Source organism: Rhizobium sp. KNZ2-6A (assembly GCF_056755475.1).
The window spans coordinates 54,457-69,547 of sequence record NZ_JBNDIC010000012.1 but is presented as its reverse complement, the minus strand read 5'-3'; the positions used below and the strand labels follow the sequence as shown (position 1 = coordinate 69,547).

Sequence of the window (15,091 nt, the reverse complement as noted above, 5' to 3'; positions counted from 1 at the left end):
AGCGGAACCATGCAAGGCGAAGACCGTTCCTCCTTCTCCTATTGGAGGAAAAATTCATGGCTCCGCGATCATTCTGGAAGGGCTACCTCAAGCTGTCGCTCGTGACCTGCCCCGTCGCCATGACGCCTGCAACCAGCGACAATGAGAAGGTTCGCTTCCATACGCTCAACAGGAAGACAGGCAATCGGATCGTCAGCCGATATGTGGATTCCGTCACCGGCACGGCGGTCGATGAGGACGATGAGGTCAAGGGATATGAGCGCGGCGAGGATGACTACGTCCTGCTCGAGGACGAAGAGCTTGACGCGGTCGCCCTGGAAAGTACTCGGACGATCGATATCGAGATGTTCGTGCCGCGCGACGGCATCGAATGGATATGGTTCGATACGCCGCATTATCTGACGCCGGACGATCCCGTCGGCGAGGAGGCTTACTGCGTCATCCGCGACGCAATGGCGGCGAGCCGCATGGTCGGCATATCCCGGCTTGTCATGTATCGCCGCGAACGCGCCGTCATGCTGGAGCCAAGAGACAAGGGCATCGTATTGTGGACCTTGCGCTTTGGCGACGAGGTGCGTGACGACAGAAATTATTTCGGCGATATCGCGTCCAAATCGGTGGACACCAAGCTGATGGGGCTTGTCGAGGAGCTCATAGAGGAGCGGACGAAGTCGTGGGATCCTGGCATGGTCTCGGACCCCGTACAGGAAAAGCTGCTCGAGATTATCGCCTCCAAGAAGAAAGGCCGCAAGCGTCCGGCCAAGGCGAGGGCGCAGGAAGAAGCGGCACCGAGCAACGTCGTCTCCATCATGGATGCGCTTCGAAAGAGCCTCTCGCAGGAGAAGGGTGCAAAGAAGCGATAGTGAGCTTGGTCACGAACCGCGTTTTCCTTTTGCTTGCGACGGACGCAATGGTTCGGCAGCCGCCCTGAAGTCGGCCCAGGGATCAGAGCGGAGCGCGGCAAGCCGTGTCGTCACGTTGGGCACGGTGAAGTAGTCCGGGCCGATGGCGGGACTCAACTCCTCCCAGGAGAGCGGCATGGAGACGGCGGCTCCCGGGCGAGCACGGGTCGAATAGGGCGCAACCGCCGTCGAACCGCGCTGGTTTCTGAGATAGTCGATGAGGATCTTGCCGTGTCGTTTCGATTTGGTGATGGTCGAAACGTAGTGCCCCGGGCTGTCAGCCGCCATCGCGTCGGCGATACCCTTGGTGAAAGCCTTGACGGCAGGCCATTCGGCCTTGGCGACCAACGGGCAGACGATGTGCAGCCCTTTGCCACCCGATGTCTTGATGAAGGGAACGAGACCTGCCTGTTTCAGGCGCTCGCCCGTCTCTTCCGCGGCGGCGATGATCTCGGTCCAGTCAACACCCGGCCCCGGATCGAGGTCCATGATGATCGTGTCAGGCTTTTCCCAATTGCCGACCATCGATCCCCAGGGATGGATTTCGAGAACGGCGGCCTGCACGAGGCCGATCAGGCCGTTCAGGTCGTTGATACTGACATAGGGCTCTTCGTCCTGCGGATCTTTCGCCAAGGCAATATTCCGGTTCATGCCTTTCCAGGCGTGCTTCTGAAAGAAATGTTGGCCTGTAATGCCGTTCGGGCAGCGCACGAGCGCAAGCGGCCGACCGACGACGTAGGGGCCCATGTAGCGCCAAACCTCGGTGTAATAGTCCGCAAGTCCTGCCTTGGTAACACCTTCGTCCGGCCAGTAAAGGCGGTCGCCATGCGTCAAGGACACACTGCTGTGGGCAGGCTTTTCGGCCGAGGTTGCGGTGGCGGCTCTCGGTGTTTCCCGGACGATCTCGAGCGGGTTCTTATCCTCTCTCAAGCCACGGAAGGAGGCGTGCCGCAGGTGGCCATCGGCCGTCCATGCACGGAACTCGACCTCCGCGACCAGTTCGGGCCGCACGAAGCGGACACCGCGATTTTCTTCCGCCGTCAGCTTCGTTGCAAAGGGATTTTCCTCCGCTTTCAGGCGGCCAAGCGTCTTGAAAAGCTGCTCGGCAACGACGTGTGTGTAGCCCGTGCCGACGCGACCGACATGTTCGAGCTTGCCGTCTTCATAGACGCCGAGAACCAGCGAGCCGATCGCGTTTCGCGACGCCGTGGAGGGTACCCAGCCGCCGATGACGAATTCCTGCCGCGACGAACATTTCGATTTGACCCAGCTCTTTCCGCGCCCGGGGCGATAGGGATCGTTGGCGACCTTGGAGACGATCCCTTCCAGGCTCAGCCGGCAGGCGTGGCTCAGCAGCAGGTCGCCGTTTTCATCAAAATGGCTGCTGAAGCGAAGTATGCCGGTCTCGGATGAGATGATCGTCCGCAGCAATTCCTTGCGGCTGACCAATGGACACAAGGCGAGATCATAGCCATCCAGATAGAGGAGATCGAAGGCATAAAAGACGAAGCGATCGCTGCGGCCCTCGCTGAGGTCGGCCTGAAGTGCTGAAAAGTCCGAGGCACCGGCTGCCGGCTCGACGACCAGTTCGCCATCGATGATCGCCGTGCCGACGGGCAGGTCCTTGAAGGCTGCGATGATCTCCTTGCCGAACTTTCCGGTCCAGTCGAGCCCGCTGCGGGTAAACAGTTTGATGCGCCCGGCCTCCATGCGGACCTCGAGCCGATAGCCGTCGAACTTGATTTCGTGCAGCCAGCGCGCGCCTGTGGGTGGCTTTGCCACGAGCGTTGCCAGGGCCGGCTCGATGAAGGCTGGCAATGGGGCCTTTCTGGCGCCCTTCAGGGACGATGGATCGACAGTCTTCGCATCCGCTTCCGGCTGGGTTTTGCTCGTCTTTTCCTCAGTGGCGCCATTCGCCCGGCTCTTCCGGCGATCGATCTTGCCGGTCTTCGAGGACCAGCCCGGTTTTTCGCCCTCGACCTCGGCGATAACGCGCCCCGTTTTCGCCGATTCCGGACGTTCGTCGAGAATGTCGGGTGCCCCTTCCGGGCGAGCCGCATCGTCTTCCCCCTTGATCAGCAGCCAGTTCTCGCGCTTTTCGCGCGGCTTTCCCGCCATGCGGATCAGGTGCCAGCGGCCGCCGAGCTTTTTTCCATGGAGCTCGAATTCGAGATGTCCCTTAGTCAGACCCTTGTGGGGATCGCCAAGCGGCGTCCAGGAGCCCTTGTCCCAGACAAGGACGGTGCCCCCGCCATATTCGCCTTTCGGGATCGTGCCTTCGAAATCGCCGTATTCCAGGGGATGATCTTCGGTCAGCACGGCGAGCCGCTTCTCGCCCGGCACGAGGCTCGGCCCCTTGGTCACGGCCCAGCTCTTCAGGACGCCATCGAGTTCAAGGCGGAAATCGTAATGGAGCCGGCGCGCATCATGTTTCTGGATGACGAAGCTATCTCCCGTAGCTCTCCGCTTTCCCTTGTTTGCCAGCCCTTTCGGCTCGGTCGTTCTCGTGAAATCACGCTTGCGGTTATAGGTTTCCAATACCATCGTCAGCCCGCCTTGCGTTGCGACCGGGACGAGGATGCGGCTTGCGATTTCTCCGCCTTGCGAGACGTCGAACCAGCCTTTTGTGAAGCGCGTTTCGGACTTGCCTTACCGCGGCCATCCGCGCCGGCACTCTGGCGCAAGGCCTCCATGAGGTCGGTCACCTTGGCGACCTTCGCGGGCTTGCGTTGCGGGATCGCCCTGCCTTCGATCTTGGCCTTGACGAGCTCCTTCAGCGCGGCTTCGTAGCGATCGTCGAATTCGCCAGCGTCAAAGCTGCCTTCCTTCGTGGTAATGATGTGCTTGGCAAGATCGAGCATCTCGCCCTTGATCTTCATGTCGGGCACGTCCTCGAAAGCGTCCCGTGCCGAGCGAACTTCATAGTCGAAGTTCAAGGTGGTGGCGATCAGCCCATTGCCGTGTGGACGGATCATGAGCGTTCGCAGACGGCGAAACAGGACGGCCTGGGCAATGGCGGCCACTTTCTTCCTGCGCATGCCCTCACGGATCAGCGCAAAGGCTTCCTCGCTGGCCGAGGCGGAAGGAGCGAGGTAGTAGGGCCGGTCAAGATAGACATCGTCAATATCCGAGCACGCCAGAAAAGCCTTTACGTGCAGGACCTTGTCGCTTTCCGGCACGGCGGCGGCGACCTCCTCGGGCTCCAGAACGATGAAATCATCCTTGTTGAGCTCATAGCCCTTGACCTGGTCATCACGCGGCACAGGTTTTTCGGTCTGGCTATCGATGAACTCGCGCCTGACACGATTGCCGGTTTCCCGGTTCAGCGTATGGAAAGAAATCCGCTCCGAGGTCGAGACCGCCGTGTAAAGGGCGACGGCGCAGCTGACCTCTCCGAATTTCAGATATCCCTTCCATTGCGCGCGCGGGCTCATATGCGGGCTCCAGTCGTCCAGGTTCCAGATCGACAATGGAAGTCAAACGACATTCGCCGATCATTGTTCCCTTCCTGCTGGGAGGCGGCGCAACGTCAGCCATGCCGGGAACCATCGAGCACGCGAAGTCGCACGTGGACGCGGCTCCCGGGGGAAACCGCGTCCATCGATATCAGCCCGAGCTCACTTCCAGCTGGTATAGTCCGATGCGACACATCCGAAGGGCGCCCGTTGATCGCCGAAACGCTTTTTCAGCTGATCGCAGCCCCAGCTGTTGAGAGGAGCAGGCATCATATTGTTGAGATCCATGGCCGGCGACGTAAATTGCGAGCCCGCGCTGGTCACATACCAGAGCCAATAACCGAAAAGGCCGCCGATGATCAGGAGGGTGACGAGGAAGAATCTGGCGAGCCGCGTCATGACGGACGGGCCTTTCTTCCCTTGCGCGACGAGTTCCGGTGGGTGGCCGCGCCCAGCCGTAAGCACTATCACGTTGCGTCGAGATAGGGCTTCAAGGGCATGTCATCGCGTCTCGGCACCGTCTGCCGTTCGATCATATGGTGGATGACTGGCGGCTGATCGCCGCGATGCAGGGCATCGAGGCGCTCGGCGACCTCGACGTCGGCATGCGTCTGGCGCTGGCCATGGCGGACATAGTCTATCCAGGTCGGCAGGTGATAGCTTTCCGTCCAGGTGCTCGGCTTTTCCAGGTCGCGCAACAGCGACCATTGTTTTGCGCCATCCCGGATCCTCATCCGGCGCCGTTGCGCCATGACGGCCAGAAATTCCGGCACGTCTTCCTGATCGATGCTGTAATCCACCATGACCAGGATCGGGCCGCTGCGGGAGCGCAGGTCGAGCTGCAGCTGTGGTTCGCTGAAAGTATTCGTCGGATCGAGGTTGAGGGATTCGAAATCCGGCTGGCGCAGCAGGATGCCGAGCAGGCCGCCTACGGCCAAGGCGGCGCTCGCGATGAAGAGCGCGCCGGTGACACCATGGGCGTCGGCCAGTTCGCCCCAGAGCCAGCTTCCCATCGCCATACCGCCGAAGGTGGCGGTTTGGTAGAGCGAAAGCGCACGGCCGACGACCCAGCGCGGTGTGGAAAGCTGGACGGTGACGTTGAACAGCGAGAAGGCCTGTACCCAGGCAACGCCCGCCGGCATGAGGAGCAGGCAGCTCAGCCATACCTGATCGTTCAGCGCCAGAAAGACGCAGCTGACCGCCAGCGTGAAGAAGGCGCCGCGGATCACCCATTCATTGCTGAGGAGGTCGCGAATGCGGCCGATCAGCAGCGCGCCGCAGATCGCGCCGAAACCGAAGAAGCCGAGCATGATGCCGTAGGTGACGGCAGTACCATGCACATGATCGCGCGCAACCAGCGGCAGCAACGCCAGAATGACGATCGCCGTCAGGCCGAAGGTGAAACCGCGGCACATCACCTTGAGCAGGTTCGGCGACATCAGGACATAGCGAAAGCCGGCCGACATCGCGCTGCCGAAGGGTTCGCGCGGCAGAGCATTGCGGTCAGGCGCCTTTTTCCAGCGCAACAAGGCAGAGATGAGAGCGAAATAACAGAAAACGTTGAAAAGAAACGCGAAAGCGGCACCCGCCGCCGCCACGATGACGCCGCCGATTGCCGGCCCGATGCTACGCATCAGATTGTAGCTCATGCTGTTGAGCGCGACGGCGCCCGGCAGGTGGTCGCGCGGCACGACATCGCCCATGGAGGCCTGCCAGGACGGATTGTGCAAGGCGCCGCCGCAGCCGATCAGGAATGTGAGGCTAAGCAGCAGCCAGGGCGTCAAGGCATTGCTGTAAGACAGCACCGCCAGCGTCGCGGACACGCACAGCATCAGCATCTGCGCGATCAGCATGATCCGTCTTCGATCGTAATTGTCGGCCAGCGCCCCGGCGGCGAGCGAAAAGATCATGACAGGCAGTGTTGTGGAGGACTGGACCAGCGCTACCATGCCGTGAGAGGTGGCAAGGCTGGTCATGAGCCAGGCAGCGCCGACGCCTTCGACCAGCCCGCCGAGATTGGAGATGAGCGTTGCCGACCAGAGCGAACGGAATGTCCTGGACTGGAACGCGACGAGCGGCGAGGTTCTGTTGGGCATGTCGGCTTTTCTTTATCGGATTGTCTTGCTCGACGGGCGCGGCAAACTCCCCCAAAGCGCATGCGCAGCCGAGTCGACCTTAGCCTATAGCGATTTGCTAATTTCCGAAATGATTTTGGAATAATATTCTCACTGGTGAAGCGGAAAATGCGCGCCACGCCGGGCCTGATCCGCAGATCCGTGGCCAGGCGAAGGCGCGCGCTATTTCATCGGGTCCTATGCCCATTTTTCCCAGAGAGATTGAAGCCGCATGCAGACCCCTATGCGAACAGGGCGGCTTCCGATCTTTGACTTACCGTTGCCTCAGACTTCGCATGCTTCGTCTTCATCGCCTTGCCGGCGACATAGACTTCCCTGATGCAGCGGTCGTCGCCCATGGTCTGCAGAATGAAAAGCTCCTCTGCTAACGACGTTGCCGTGCGCATGCGGAATTCCATTGCCGACTTGGCACTGGAATCGAGCACGACGATATCGGCATCCGCGCCGGCCTGAAGCGAGCCGATCTGCTTTTCGAGGCCGAGCGCCAGAGCATTGCCGCGCGTCATACGATAGAAGGAATTGAACGGCGTCAGCCGCTGCCCCTGCAGATGCAGCACCTTGTAGGCCTCGTCCATCGTCTCCAGCATGGAGAAGCTGGTGCCGGCGCCGACATCGGTTGCGACCGACCAGCGCGCGCCGAGCCTGTCGAGTTCCGCGGCGTTGAAAAGCCCGGAGCCGAGAAAGAGGTTCGAGGTCGGGCAGAAGACGCAGACCGCGCCGGTTTCGGCCAGAACGGCAACTTCCCGCTCGCTCATGTGGATGCAATGGCCGAGCAGCATGCGATCGTTGAGCAGGCCGTAGCGGGCGTAGATATCCGTGTAGTCTTTCGCCTCGGGATAAAGGGAGGTGGCAAAGGCGATCTCGTTGCGATTTTCGGAGAGATGCGTCTGGACGTAGCAGTCCGGATGTTCGGCGACGAGCGCCTTGCTCATCTCCATCTGCTCGGGCGTGGAAGTGATGGCAAAGCGCGGGCTGATGGCGTAATGCGCGCGACCGCGGCCGTGCCATTTCTCGATCAGCCGCTTTGTCTCGTCGTAGCCGCGCTGCGGCGTATCGCGCAGCGCGTCCGGCGCATTGCGATCCATCATCACCTTGCCGCCGATCATGCACATGCCGCGTGCTTCGGCGGCCGCGAAATAGGCCTCGACGCTTTCCGGATGCACCGAACAATAGGCGACCGCCGTCGTCGTGCCGTTGGATAGTAGTTCGTCCATGAAGCGGTCCGCCACTTCGGCCGCGTGGGCGGCGCGCGCGAATTTCTGCTCCTCGACGAAAATATAGGTGTTCAGCCATTCGAGCAGCTGCGCGCCATAGGAGGCGATCGCCTGCGTCTGCGGGAAATGCAGATGCGTGTCGATAAAGCCGGGCAGGATAAGGTTCGGACGATGGTCGGCGATCTTGATACCGGCATCCGCCAGCTTGCGAATGTCACTATACAAACCGATGTCAACGATCTTGCCGTTGCGCACGAAGACCGCGCCATCCTCGATATAGCGATAGGAGGTCGTATCATCGATGCCTTGTGGCTCGGCAAGGAAGGTCAGCACGCGACCACGGATCAGGATTTCATTCATTGGGTCTTCTCCCCATTGATGGCACTTTCGTACCAGGAGACGAGCAGGCGGCGCTCCTCGTCGGTAATGTGCGAGGCGTTGGCCGGCGGCATGGCGTGGCTGCGGCCGGCCTGCAGATAGATCTCGCGGGCATGGGCGGCAATGTCGCGATCGGTCTCGAACACCACGCCCTTCGGCGGCGCGATGATGCCCTCCCAGCTCGGTTCCTTCGCATGGCACATGGAGCAGCGCCCCATGATGGTATCGCGAACTTTCGGGAAAGATTCGGCCGCGACGAAGGGCTGCTGGGTTGCGGAAATCTTCGTCGCCGGTTCGCCCGTGAGGATCTTCGGCACGGTGGAAAGCCACATGATGACGATGAAGAGGACGACGGTGATCAGCCAGGTCCAGGTCGGGTTGCCGGCATTGGCATGGCGGGTGTTGAACCAGTGGCGGATCGTGACGCCCATCAGGAAGACGAGCGAGGCGATAATCCAGTTGAATTGCGTGCCGAAGGCCAGCGGATAGTGGTTCGATAGCATCAGGAACAGCACCGGCAGCGTCAGGTAGTTGTTGTGTGTCGAGCGCTGCTTGGCGATGCGGCCATATTTCGGATCGGGCGTGCGGCCGGCGATCAGGTCGGCGACGACGATCTTCTGGTTCGGAATGATGATGAAGAAGACGTTGGCCGACATGATCGTGGCCGTGAAGGCGCCGAGATGCAGGAAGGCCGCGCGGCCCGTAAACAGGTGCGTGTATCCCCAGGCCACCACGACCAGAATGAAATACAGCGCCACCATCAGGCGCGTATTGTCATTGCCGAAGGGCGATTTGCAGATCAGGTCGTATAGAAGCCAGCCGCCAGCGATCGAGCCGAGCGAAATGGCGATTGCCACCGGCTTGGAGACATCGAGCACGGCCGGATCGATCATGTAGAGATCGGCGCCGGCATAATAGACGAGACAGAGCATGCCGAAGCCCGAAAGCCACGTGACATAGCTCTCCCATTTGAACCAGACGAGGTGGTCAGGCATATTGGCCGGCGCCACCAGATATTTCTGGATATGGTAGAAGCCGCCGCCATGCACCTGCCATTCCTCGCCATAGGCGCCGGGCGGCAGGGCCGGATGTTTCTTCAGGCCCAGGTCGAGCGCGACGAAATAGAATGACGAGCCAATCCAGGCGATCGCGGTGATGACGTGCAGCCAGCGGACGGCGAAGGTTATCCAGTCCCAGGCGATGGCATATTCGTACATGGGAACTCCCCTCCCGATCTTCATAGGCCGATCTTCACGGGACTGTTTGCCATCACGCGATTTTCTCGAAAATCCCGGTTAATCCGCCAACACTTTCAAAAAAATCTATAAGATGAACCCTGCTTTGTTCCGCACGCCGATGTGGTAGAAAGAGGCCATGTCCTATCTTGATAATGTCCGTGTCTTCGTTCGCGTGGTCGAACTCGGTACCCTTTCGGCAGCAGGGCGCGACCAGCGGGTCACGCCTGCGGTTGCCAGCAATCGCATCAAGGAGCTCGAGCGCCATCTCGGCGTGCGCCTTTTCAACCGCACGACGCGCAAGCTGTCGCCGACCGAACATGGCCGCGTCTTCTATGAAAAGGCGGTGAAGATCATCGAGGCTGTCAATGAGGCGGAGGCGGCGATCGCCGATCTCTCGCGCAACCCGAAGGGGTCGCTGAGGATCACGGCGCCGCTCGGCATCGGCCGGCGGCTGATCGCTTCGGGCATTCCGGAATTCCACGACAAGTACCCGGATATCGAGGTGCGGGTGCGCCTGTCTGACCACAATGTCGATATCCTGGCCGAGGGCGTCGATGTCGCCTTCAAGCTTGGCGTGCTTGAGGATTCGAACCTGCGCATGCGCGGCATCCTCAATTGCGAACGTGTGCTCTGTGCATCTCCCGCCTATCTCGCGCAGCGCGGCGTGCCGCCGACCGCCGACGCCTTGATTGCCGACAAGCATGACTGTCTTCTGCTGCGCTATCCCGGCTCGAAGGAATACTACTGGACGCTGGTGACGGCGGAAGGTCCGCGCAAATTCGAGGTTGCCGGTCCCTATGACAGCGATGACGGCGATGTGCTCACCCAATGGGCGCTCGAAGGTCGCGGCATCATCAACAAGCCGCTGTTCGAGGTGAAGGCCTATCTGAGAGAAGGGCGGCTGGTGGAAATCCTGAAGGAGAGCCCGCCGGCTCCGGTGCAGCTCGCAGCGATCTATCCGCACAAGCGGTTCCAGGACCCGAAGGTCCGCCTGATGATCGATTTCATGGCGGAGCGCTGTCAGCGGCTCATCGGCAAGCTGCTCGAGGATGAGGCAGCGGCCGCAGCCGCTAGCGGCTGACGGCTCCAGTAAGCTTTGCGCGATCGGCGGCCCAGGCCAGCGCAGCCGTCATGATCTCGGCGGCAGCGAGGGTGGCGATGACCGTTGGGCGCTTGTCCTTTACCGCCGTCCCACCGATCGGACAGACTAGGCGATCGAAAAGGTCCGGTCGACCGGTTTCGCGCTGCAGCCAGTTGCGGAAGGTGGCGCGCTTCGTTTTGGAGCCGATCATGCCGACATAGGCGGCGTCCATGCGCTTGAGCGCCTCGGTGGCAATCAGGAAATCGAGCGCGTGATCATGGGTAAGGACCACGAAACTGCTGCCGGCCGGCGCATCGCGTACAACAGCTTCGGGCATAGCAGTCAGGCAGGTTTCGATACCCGGCACGGTGCAGGTGGTGAGTTCATCCTCGCGCGTATCCACCAGCACGACGCGCAGCGGCGCCAGTGAAAGCGCCATGGCGAGTGCATCGCCGACATGGCCGGCTCCGAAAACATAGACATGCGGTCGAGCCGCCAGTTCGCGGTCGCTGCGGGCAATGAGGTCGTTAGCAAGGGCAGGATTGAGCGCGGTGAAGGCAAGGCCGACGCGGCCGCCGCAGCACTGGCCGATCTCCGGGCCGAGCGGCACGTTCATCGGCTCGGCGGCAAGGCCGGAGCGTAACGCCCGGCGCGCCTGGTCGATTGCCATATATTCGAGCTGCCCGCCGCCGATCGTCGCGAAGATCGCCCGTTCCGACACCAGCATCCAGGCATCGGTGTCGCGCGGCGCCGAACCCGCGACGCCGGTCACCTCGACCAGGATCGATGCCGGTTCGCGGCGCAGGAAATCCCGGATATCTTCGCAGGCGGCAGACATGACCTCACTCCTTTTGCGCGGCCTTGAGACGCTCGATTGCCATCAGCACCCGCTCGGGCGTTGCCGGCGCGTCGAGACGCGGGCAGATCCTGTGGTCGGCAACGCTCGCCACCGCGTCCGATAGGGCGTGCAAGACGGAAATGCCGAGCGGCAGCGGCGGTTCCCCGACCGCCTTGGAACGATGGATCGTCGGCTCATAGGCTTCCGACCAGTCGGTCAGAGCTACATTGAAAATCTTTGGCCGATCGGATGCAAGTGGGATCTTGTAGGTGGAGGGCGCATGAGTGCGCAGCCGCCCCTTCCCATCCCACCAGAGCTCCTCCGTCGTCAGCCAGCCCATGCCTTGGATGAAGCCGCCTTCGATCTGGCCGATATCGATCGCCTTGTTCAGCGAGCGGCCGGTGTCGTGCAGGATATCGGTGCGTTCAACGACATATTCGCCGGTCAGCGTGTCGATCGATACCTCTGAGCAGGCAGCGCCATAGGCGTAATAATAAAAGGCATGGCCGCGGCCCGCCCTTCGGTCCCAATGGATCTTTGGCGTCTTGTAGAAGCCGGCGGCCGAAAGCTGGACGCGGGCCATATAGGCCTTCTTGATGAGATCGGGGAAGGAGATCTCGATATCGCCGATCCGCACGCGATTGGGCAGGAACACCACCTTTTCGCGAGGCACCTGGTGGCTTTCCGCCGCAAAGGCGATCAGCCGGTCCTTGATCTGGCGCGCGGCGTTCTGCGCCGCCATGCCGTTCAGGTCCGCGCCCGAGGAGGCGGCGGTAGGCGAGGTGTTCGGCACCTTAGCTGTCGTCGTCGCGGTGATCTTCACGCGGTCGAGATCGATCTGGAATTCCTCCGCCACGACCTGCGCCACCTTCAGGTGCAGGCCTTGCCCCATCTCCGTGCCGCCATGGTTCATGTGCACGGAGCCGTCGCTATAGACATGCACCAGAGCGCCGGCCTGGTTCGATTCCGTCTTGGTGAAGGAAATGCCGAATTTGACCGGTGTCAGCGCGATCCCGCGCTTGACGATACGGCTCGTCGCATTGAACTCGGAAATAGCCTTTCTGCGTCCGGCGTAATCGGCGCTTTCCTCCAGTTCGGCGACGATGCGCTGGACGATGCAATCCTCGACGGTCTGGTAATAGGGCGTGAGGTTGCGCTCGCCCTGAACGCCCATCGCGTCATAGAAATTCAGCTTGCGGATCTCGAGCGGGTCCTTGCCGACGGCAAACGCCACCTCGTCGATGACGCGCTCTGCGCCGACCATGCCCTGCGGGCCGCCGAAGCCACGGAAGGCGGTGTTGGAAACCGTATTGGTGTAAAGCGGCGCCGATTTCGCATGAACATGCGGGAAGAAATAGGCGTTGTCGCAGTGGAACAGCGCGCGGTCGCCGACCGGGCCGGAAAGGTCGGCAGAAAAGCCGGCCCGGAGCGCGAACGTATAATCGACGGCGAGAATGCGGCCCTCATCGTCGAAGCCGACATCGTAATCGATGGCGAAATCGTGCCGTTTGCCTGTCGCGACCATGTCTTCGTCGCGGTCGAGCCGGACCTTGACGGCGCGTTTCAGCTTCTTGGCGGCGATGGCTGCGATCGCGGCACACTGGTTCGCTTGGGTTTCCTTGCCGCCGAAGCCGCCGCCCATGCGACGAACCTCGATCGTAACAGCATTGCTCGGTACGCCGAGCGCATGAGCAACCATATGTTGCGTCTCGCTCGGGCCTTGAGTGGAGCAATAGACGACGACCTCGTCATCCTCGCCGGGGACGGCTAGCGAAACCTGGCCTTCGAGATAGAAATGATCCTGGCCGCCAAGCCGCATGCGGCCTTTCACGCGACGCGGTGCGCTCGCAAGGTTTTCCGCCGCATCGCCACGCTTCAGCGTTAGTGGGGTGACGACCTGACGGTGGGTCGAAACGTCGAGATCCCAGATGTCGATATCGGCCGGCAATTCCTCATAGTCGATCTTGGCGAGCCTTGCGGCGCGGCGGGCCTGCTCGCGCGTTTCGGCGATCACGCAGAAGATCGGCTGGCCATGAAACTCGACCTTGCCGTCGGCAAGCACTGGGTCGTCGTGCATATAGGAAGGGGAGATATCGTTGACGCCGGGCACGTCTTCATGGGTCAACACGGCAACAACGCCGGGTGCAGCACGTACGGTGGAAAGATCGACGGATTTCAGGACGCCATGCGCGACGGTGGACAGGCCAAGACCGGCATGCAGCGTTCCTGTCGGTTCGGTGATGTCATCAATATAGACGGCCGTACCGGAGACATGCTTATGGGCGGAATCATGGCGCGGGCTGCTATGCACCCCGCCGACGATGGTTTCGGCCTTGATATCTGAAGTGTGTTTGTTCATGGCTTACGCGGCCTCGTATCTGGACACCTGAGCCGGCGCCGCACTGGATGTCGTTTCGAGATGGAAACGCAAGAGAAGGTTCCTGGCTGCGAGCGCGCGGTATTCCGCCGTGGCGCGCATGTCGGTCAGCGGCGCGTAATCCTCGGCATATTTTTCCATCGCCGCCTCGACCGCCGTCTCGTTCCAGGGCTGGGCGAGCAATGCTTGTTCAACGGCAAAGGCTCGTTTCGGCGTTGCGGCCATGCCGCCATAGGCGATCCTGATGCCGGCGACAGTGCCATCGGCGGCGAGCGCCAGGCGGAAGGCGCCGAGCGTCGTGGTAATGTCCTCGTCCCTGCGTTTCGTCACCTTGTAGACGGCGAAGTTTTCGCCCGCTGCCGGAACCGGAATATGCACGGCTTCGACGAATTCGCCGGGCTGGCGGTCCTGCTTGCCGTAAGCAATGAAGAAGTCTTCGAGCGCGATGGTGCGGCGGGTCTTGCCCTTACGGAGGGTCAGCGATGCGCCGAGCGCGATCAGGGGAGGCGCAGTATCGCCGATCGGCGAGCCGTTGGCGATGTTGCCGCCGATCGTGCCCATGTTGCGCACCTGCTGGCCGCCGATACGGGCAATCAGCGGACCGAGTGCTGGAATATGTTGAGAGAGCGTTTCGATCGCTTCCGAGTAGGTGACGCCGGCGCCGATGGTGATGAGACCATCTTTCACGGCGATCGACTTCAACTCCTGCAGCCCGGCAATGAAGATCACCGGCGAGATGTCGCGCATGTGCTTGGTGACCCAGAGACCGACATCGGTGGAGCCGGCGACCACAGTTGCAGTCGGCGATGCTTCGAGAACCGAAGCGAAATCATCGAGGCCAGCCGGCACGACCAGCCGGTAGCGTCCCACGCCGATTTCGACGCGCGCGCCGTCGGCAAGAGCCTTCAGCCGCGCGATCATGGTTTCACGCTCGACAAGCAGGGGATCGTTCTCAGTCCCGCCGTAGCTGGAAACGGCCCGTGCTGCGCGCAGGATCGGTTCGTAGCCGGTGCAGCGACAGAGATTGCCCTGCAGCGCCGTTTCGATCTGCTGGTCCGTCGGGTTCGGTGTCTGCATCCATAGCCCATAGAGCGACATGACGAAGCCCGGCGTGCAGAAGCCGCATTGCGAACCGTGAAAATCGACCATTGCCTGCTGCACCGGATGCAGACGCTCCTCACCGGCTGCCAGATGCTCGACCGTCACCACATGACAGCCGTCCAATGAGCCGAGAAAGCGGATACAGGCATTGACGCCTTCGTAGACGAGACCGCCCGCGGGCGTCAGCCGTCCCACAAGCACCGTGCAGGCGCCGCAGTCGCCCTCGGCGCAGCCTTCCTTTGTGCCCTTCAGCGAGCGCGAAAGCCGCAGCCAGTCGAGCAGTGTCTGGTCCGGCGCGACGTTGCTAAGAGCAATGTCCTGGCCATTGAGGATGAAACGCAGTTCGGAACGGGTTTTCACAGCCGTCATCGG

Annotated in this window: 10 protein-coding genes and 1 pseudogene; 2 read left to right on the top strand and 9 right to left on the bottom strand. The window is 61.5% G+C overall.

Going from position 1 to position 15,091, the window contains the following annotated elements; genetic code table 11:
* The first annotated feature begins 56 nt into the window (after window positions 1–56).
* Window positions 57–863, top strand: coding sequence for a non-homologous end joining protein Ku (ku, locus tag ACPYOP_RS10850; protein ID WP_481410390.1), 807 nt, complete (start codon window positions 57–59; stop codon window positions 861–863).
* Window positions 864–872: 9 nt separating this feature from the next.
* Here the strand turns inward: ku (ACPYOP_RS10850) and ligD are convergent, their stop codons facing one another.
* The 6 genes and pseudogenes from ligD to ACPYOP_RS10820 all read right to left on the bottom strand — a co-directional run bounded on the left by ligD (window position 873) and on the right by ACPYOP_RS10820 (window position 9,301).
* Window positions 873–3,446, bottom strand: a complete 2,574-nt coding sequence (ligD, locus tag ACPYOP_RS10845) for a DNA ligase D (RefSeq protein WP_481410389.1) — start codon at window positions 3,444–3,446, stop codon at window positions 873–875.
* Window positions 3,447–3,448: 2 nt separating this feature from the next.
* Window positions 3,449–4,336, bottom strand: coding sequence for a non-homologous end joining protein Ku (ku, locus tag ACPYOP_RS10840; protein ID WP_481410388.1), 888 nt, complete (start codon window positions 4,334–4,336; stop codon window positions 3,449–3,451).
* A 183-nt stretch (window positions 4,337–4,519) separates the two neighbouring features.
* Window positions 4,520–4,795 (bottom strand): annotated as a pseudogene (locus ACPYOP_RS10835) (hypothetical protein); the annotation flags it as partial.
* 29 nt (window positions 4,796–4,824) lie between these two features.
* Window positions 4,825–6,453, bottom strand: a complete 1,629-nt coding sequence (locus tag ACPYOP_RS10830; protein ID WP_481410387.1) for an MFS transporter — start codon at window positions 6,451–6,453, stop codon at window positions 4,825–4,827.
* A 260-nt stretch (window positions 6,454–6,713) separates the two neighbouring features.
* A complete protein-coding gene (gene guaD / locus ACPYOP_RS10825) occupies window positions 6,714–8,066 on the bottom strand; it encodes a guanine deaminase (RefSeq protein ID WP_481410386.1) in 1,353 nt (450 codons plus the stop codon).
* Window positions 8,063–9,301: a urate hydroxylase PuuD gene (locus ACPYOP_RS10820; RefSeq protein ID WP_481410385.1), complete on the bottom strand. Its 1,239-nt coding sequence runs from the start codon at window positions 9,299–9,301 to the stop codon at window positions 8,063–8,065. Before ACPYOP_RS10820 ends, guaD begins: the two co-directional genes overlap by 4 nt.
* A gap of 157 nt (window positions 9,302–9,458) precedes the next feature.
* On the opposite strand from ACPYOP_RS10820, the gene ACPYOP_RS10815 reads away from it, so the two are divergent.
* Complete coding sequence (locus ACPYOP_RS10815; RefSeq protein ID WP_481410384.1) at window positions 9,459–10,403, top strand: LysR family transcriptional regulator; 945 nt, start codon at window positions 9,459–9,461, stop codon at window positions 10,401–10,403.
* Here the strand turns inward: ACPYOP_RS10815 and xdhC are convergent.
* From xdhC to xdhA, 3 genes are read right to left on the bottom strand one after another with little or no spacing between them, the layout of a single operon-like run.
* Window positions 10,393–11,241 carry a xanthine dehydrogenase accessory protein XdhC gene (gene xdhC / locus ACPYOP_RS10810; RefSeq protein ID WP_481410383.1) on the bottom strand — a complete coding sequence of 283 codons (849 nt, stop codon included), beginning with the start codon at window positions 11,239–11,241 and terminating at the stop codon, window positions 10,393–10,395. The two genes, ACPYOP_RS10815 and xdhC, sit on opposite strands and share 11 nt — an antisense overlap.
* Before the next feature lie 4 nt (window positions 11,242–11,245).
* Window positions 11,246–13,600: a xanthine dehydrogenase molybdopterin binding subunit gene (xdhB, locus tag ACPYOP_RS10805; protein WP_481410382.1), complete on the bottom strand. Its 2,355-nt coding sequence runs from the start codon at window positions 13,598–13,600 to the stop codon at window positions 11,246–11,248.
* Window positions 13,601–13,603: 3 nt separating this feature from the next.
* On the bottom strand, window positions 13,604–15,088 hold the full coding sequence (gene xdhA, locus ACPYOP_RS10800) for a xanthine dehydrogenase small subunit (protein WP_481410381.1): 1,485 nt from the start codon (window positions 15,086–15,088) through the stop codon (window positions 13,604–13,606).
* Between the last annotated feature and the right edge of the window lie 3 nt (window positions 15,089–15,091).

Bases quoted from the DNA above. Each gene is read 5' to 3' on its own strand.
- ku (WP_481410390.1), top strand. From the start codon at position 57: ATGGCTCCGCGATCATTCTGGAAGGGCTACCTCAAGCTGTCGCTCGTG.
- ligD (WP_481410389.1), bottom strand. From the start codon at position 3,446: ATGGTATTGGAAACCTATAACCGCAAGCGTGATTTCACGAGAACGACC.
- ku (WP_481410388.1), bottom strand. From the start codon at position 4,336: ATGAGCCCGCGCGCGCAATGGAAGGGATATCTGAAATTCGGAGAGGTC.
- ACPYOP_RS10830 (WP_481410387.1), bottom strand. From the start codon at position 6,453: ATGCCCAACAGAACCTCGCCGCTCGTCGCGTTCCAGTCCAGGACATTC.
- guaD (WP_481410386.1), bottom strand. From the start codon at position 8,066: ATGAATGAAATCCTGATCCGTGGTCGCGTGCTGACCTTCCTTGCCGAG.
- ACPYOP_RS10820 (WP_481410385.1), bottom strand. From the start codon at position 9,301: ATGTACGAATATGCCATCGCCTGGGACTGGATAACCTTCGCCGTCCGC.
- ACPYOP_RS10815 (WP_481410384.1), top strand. From the start codon at position 9,459: ATGTCCTATCTTGATAATGTCCGTGTCTTCGTTCGCGTGGTCGAACTC.
- xdhC (WP_481410383.1), bottom strand. From the start codon at position 11,241: ATGTCTGCCGCCTGCGAAGATATCCGGGATTTCCTGCGCCGCGAACCG.
- xdhB (WP_481410382.1), bottom strand. From the start codon at position 13,600: ATGAACAAACACACTTCAGATATCAAGGCCGAAACCATCGTCGGCGGG.
- xdhA (WP_481410381.1), bottom strand. From the start codon at position 15,088: ATGACGGCTGTGAAAACCCGTTCCGAACTGCGTTTCATCCTCAATGGC.